The following is a 1,258-nucleotide window of genomic DNA, read 5'->3' on the forward strand; positions in this document are numbered from 1 at the left end:
GGGCCTGTCAGTTTTTTTGTGTGCAGGACAGCTAGAGGCTTGCCGGTCGAATGGATTGGCAAGCCTGCATTCTCTCAGAGGTGCGGGTGGGTAAATCGGTCTTCGTACAACACTGCGAACTGATTCATGGCCGCCTTCCAGTCATGCGTTGCCATCCCCCATTTTCCAGTGATGTTGCGCAGGGCCAGCCACAACAGCTTGGTGGCAGCTTCGTCGCTGGGGAAGTGGCCTCGGGTCTTGATGATCTTGCGTAGCTGCGCGTTGATGCTTTCGATGGCATTCGTCGTGTAGATGATCTTGCGGATCGCCGGCGGGAATGCAAAGAATGGAATGACCTGATCCCAAGCCCGGCGCCAGGCAGCCGGGATCGGTGTGTACCGCTGTCCCCATTGCCCTTGCTCAAAGGCTGCCAACTCGGCCATGGCCGCTTCCGCGCTGGGCGCCGTGTAGATCGGTTTGAGCGCTGCGGCCACCGCCCGACGGTCCTTCCACCCTGCGTAGTCCAGGCTGCCCCGGATCAGATGCACGATGCAGGTCTGCAGCGTGGTGTTCGGGAATACGGCGTTTAACGCGGGCTCCATGCCCTTGAGGCCGTCGGTCACCGCAATCAGGATGTCCTGCGTGCCGCGCGTTTTAAGATCGTTGAAGACCTTCATCCAGAACTTGGCGCCCTCGGTGGTTTCGATCCATAGGCCAAGGATGTCGCGCGTCCCATCGGGCAAGACGCCGAGCGCCAGATAGACGGCCTTGTTGCGCACCACGCCGTCCTCGCGCATCTTGACCCGCAGGGCATCGAAGAACACCACCGGGTACATGATCTCGAGCGGACGGCCCTGCCATGCCGTGATCTCCTCCATCACCGAGTCGGTCACCGAGCTGATGAACTCGGGCGAAACCTCGGTGCCGTACTGCTCGACCAAAAACGCCTGAATCTCGCGAACCGTCATGCCGCGGGCGTACATGGCGATGATCTTGTCATCGAACCCCGTGAAGCGCCGCTCGTGCTTGGGGATCAAGATCGGAGCGAAGCTGCCATCCCGATCGCGCGGGATGTCCAGGCGCAGCGGCCCGTCCTCGGTCAGCACCGTCTTGGCACTCTTGCCGTTGCGCTGATTGGTTGTCTCTGCCGGGCGCTCGGTACCGGCTGGATAGCCCAGGTGATGGCCCAGTTCGGCACCCAGCGCACGCTCGATCAGCGCCTTCTTGAACGCCATGGCCGCATCCTGCACCGCCTCGGCGGTCATCGGGCCTTTGACGA

At 61.8% G+C, this 1,258-nt stretch carries 1 protein-coding gene; it reads right to left on the reverse strand.

Features of this window, described 5'->3' with window-relative positions; translation table 11 throughout:
* Positions 1–74 precede the first annotated feature (74 nt).
* Positions 75–1,258, reverse strand: a 1,184-nt coding sequence (locus ABDB81_RS30325) for an IS256 family transposase (protein ID WP_346814410.1), incomplete at its 5' end; no start/stop codon positions are given.

This window comes from Cupriavidus sp. DL-D2, assembly GCF_039710735.1.
Lineage (GTDB): Bacteria > Pseudomonadota > Gammaproteobacteria > Burkholderiales > Burkholderiaceae > Cupriavidus.